The following is a 2,714-nucleotide window of genomic DNA, read 5'->3' as shown; positions in this document are numbered from 1 at the left end:
CATCTGATTCTTCTGCGTATTCCATGCCAATTCCAACCCGTACACCCCCGAGAGAAGATACTCTTTTTACACAAGAGTATAGCACGATATACTCTCATCCGAGAGTTTCGTGCTCTGCGAGGCTAGTTGGCTATCGCCAAAGCATGCCGCAGCATGCATAAGACCTTGAGGGTTTCGCCCCTCAAACTTACGACCAAGGGAGCCCCTTGGATGGCATTAGCCTCCGGCGGTTTGAAACCCAGGTTTCAAAACTTCCAGCCCTCGCCGGTTGGCAGGAACAAACGTGGTTTGTTCAGTGCCAAGAGGGTTAGGGTTTAGCTCAATTAGTCAACTCCTTAAATTCCCTTCACTTCGTTTCGGTCAGACATTTACCGTTGACTAATGCCAAATCTATTTCTCTTCTCCTTTATTTACTTTAAACAAGGTATTTTCAAGCAAATCGAATTCGAAGTGGTTTTGTGTTAATCCGGCTGTAATGAAGAAAAAAGATCATATTTTGTCGAGAATTATACATATTATTTTATTAGTACATAAGGGGGGTAATATGAAAAAAAGTGTGTTTAGTTTATGTATTTTATTTATATTTCTAGGGGCTATTTTTATTTTTGCTAATCAATCTTATGCAAATAAAACATTAGAAAATGATACTTCCAAAATACTAAAAAATATAAAAGATAAGACATACCCAAAATATAAAATTGGAACGTATAAAATTAGTTCAGACCAAATAGATATAGAAATTATTGGTGACCTTGAATATTATTATTTAGTAAAGGATGAGGTGAAGAATCTCGTAAAAGATGTAATTAAATCGACTGAACTGAAAAATTATTCTATTAACATTAATCAAAGCAAAACCAGTCGAAAAATAAATAAAGAAGATAAAAGAGAATTGGATTTATTAGGTGATTTGTATACAAATTTAAGTAAGTTTTTATCTGAAACTTATCCAAATCAAATTGAACAAATAAATATAAATAATACAACTCAAAAGTTATCTGTCAAATTGGTAACATTAAATAACAAAACATCAGCAAATATTGGTGAAGAAATAGAAAATGGAATTTATGAATTTTTAAAAACATATTCTAATGAACTTGTTAATGAAAAATCTATTGATATATATGTTGGTGATAAAAAGGGAAGGAAAATAAATTAAATTTAAAATAAAAACCATCTACTTTTAGTTAGATGGTTTTTATTTTTTAATCATAGAATTTAAAGGTAAAACTATCATAATTCCCAACTGAAATATAGAAAAATACTTTGGCACCTTTAGGAATACCGCTAAACTCCATAATCCCTTTATTTTTGCTAACGCTTGCTATAGACGAAGATTTACGTTCACCATTAACATACATAACTCCACTAACCGTGTTTGTTGGATAAAGTATAGATGTAATTTCTATTTTAAAATTACCACCATCGGCTGAAATATAGGAATTGCTAAAAGTTTCTTTAGTGTATGCAAATGTATAATCTTCTTTTCCTAGATAGTCCCATTTTCCTGCACCATATGGTGTTAAATCTAAATCATTACTATTAAAGTCTTTTGCATCTGCGAAAAATGGAATTGTTAAAATAAATATAAAAGATAGAAAAAAAGTTTGGAATATTCTAATCTTACTCATTTATAAGTCATCCCCCTTTAGTATTTGTATTAAATTAATTTCTCTACAAAACTAATTAGACCTTCTGATTGCTCTCTTTTTTTATATTAATTTTAGTAGTATAGGGGGTAATCACAAACAAAACTACTAACATAAATAGAATGTCGTAGTTGTCAAATTAGTAATTACGACTAATATTTTTAAAATAATCTATCCATCAGTTAATCTCTTTTCCATTCATTTTTTCACTAATGCTTTTTCTAAAATTGCTACAACTCTTTTATATCGTTTTCCTGTATCTTCTAATTCCTCTCGAAAAACTTCTGATACCAAAAAAGGTGACTTCGCTTTACCTACAGCAACAATATCACCTGGTTGAATGTTTAATTCACGTAAATATTTAGGAATATGCCACGTATATTTTTTGGGATATAGTTTCAACGGATCGCCCTTTTTGCTTCTGATATGAAATCCTGAAAGTGTATTATTCTCCATCAATATCCTCTCCAATCATCAACTTTATCAATTTTCCTAATGTATGAAATAATTCTGTGCTTTCCAGTTCCACCGAGCCACAATCGAATACGCTTTTTCCTCAATATCTGAATCCTCATCATCTACGCGAATTAAATCACCTTCTTCAACATCATCTAAATTCAACTGCTTATGTACTTTTTTCAATAAACCACCGTATGCAATCATTCGCTTACGGTATAAACCTTCTTCCAAATCTTTTACAACCTCTAAATCATTTTCTAGATTACCAGTCAGATAGTCAGCATCTTTCACCGAATATTTGGCGGTTTCTTGCACCGCTGCTTGAATCGCAGTAACCTCTTTTTTCTTGTTCCGTTTTTTATTTTTCACTGCCTCTATATGTACAATTGGCACATAATCTAACTTCATCGCTTTTTGCCAAAGGCTTGTCCAATCTTCTTGTGATAAATAAGCACCTTTTGTATTAAAATAAGCACTTTCAACGCAAAGTAAAACATGCATGTGCTGATTATACGAACCATCTTTTTTATTGACGGTAACTTCTGTTGATCGCATGAAGCCAATCATATTTTGGTCTACTTTTTTATATTTCATCAAACGGTTAAA

The 2,714-nt window shown here is 31.6% G+C and carries 4 protein-coding genes; 1 reads left to right on the top strand and 3 read right to left on the bottom strand.

Annotated elements, in window-relative coordinates; all coding sequences use genetic code 11:
• Positions 1-544 precede the first annotated feature (544 nt).
• Positions 545-1,159, top strand: coding sequence for a hypothetical protein (locus CW357_RS17830; protein WP_124218790.1), 615 nt, complete (start codon positions 545-547; stop codon positions 1,157-1,159).
• A 46-nt stretch (positions 1,160-1,205) separates the two neighbouring features.
• Here CW357_RS17830 and CW357_RS17825 read toward each other — a convergent pair whose 3' ends face one another.
• The 3 genes from CW357_RS17825 to CW357_RS17815 all read right to left on the bottom strand — a co-directional run.
• Positions 1,206-1,631 carry a hypothetical protein gene (locus CW357_RS17825; RefSeq protein ID WP_124218788.1) on the bottom strand — a complete coding sequence of 142 codons (426 nt, stop codon included), beginning with the start codon at positions 1,629-1,631 and terminating at the stop codon, positions 1,206-1,208.
• A 216-nt stretch (positions 1,632-1,847) separates the two neighbouring features.
• Complete coding sequence (locus CW357_RS17820) at positions 1,848-2,105, bottom strand: DUF5839 family protein (RefSeq protein ID WP_241155181.1); 258 nt, start codon at positions 2,103-2,105, stop codon at positions 1,848-1,850.
• A 36-nt stretch (positions 2,106-2,141) separates the two neighbouring features.
• Positions 2,142-2,714, bottom strand: a 573-nt coding sequence (locus CW357_RS17815; protein WP_164489659.1) for a protein rep, incomplete at its 5' end; no start/stop codon positions are given.

This window comes from Rummeliibacillus sp. TYF005 (assembly GCF_003844195.1).
Classification (GTDB): Bacteria; Bacillota; Bacilli; order Bacillales_A; family Planococcaceae; genus Rummeliibacillus.
This window is presented reverse-complemented; position numbering and strand designations above follow the sequence as displayed.

What these genes read in the sequence shown, in the direction of transcription:
- CW357_RS17830 (WP_124218790.1), top strand. Translation starts at nt 545, where the DNA reads ATGAAAAAAAGTGTGTTTAGTTTATGTATTTTATTTATATTTCTAGGG.
- CW357_RS17825 (WP_124218788.1), bottom strand. Translation starts at nt 1,631, where the DNA reads ATGAGTAAGATTAGAATATTCCAAACTTTTTTTCTATCTTTTATATTT.
- CW357_RS17820 (WP_241155181.1), bottom strand. Translation starts at nt 2,105, where the DNA reads ATGGAGAATAATACACTTTCAGGATTTCATATCAGAAGCAAAAAGGGC.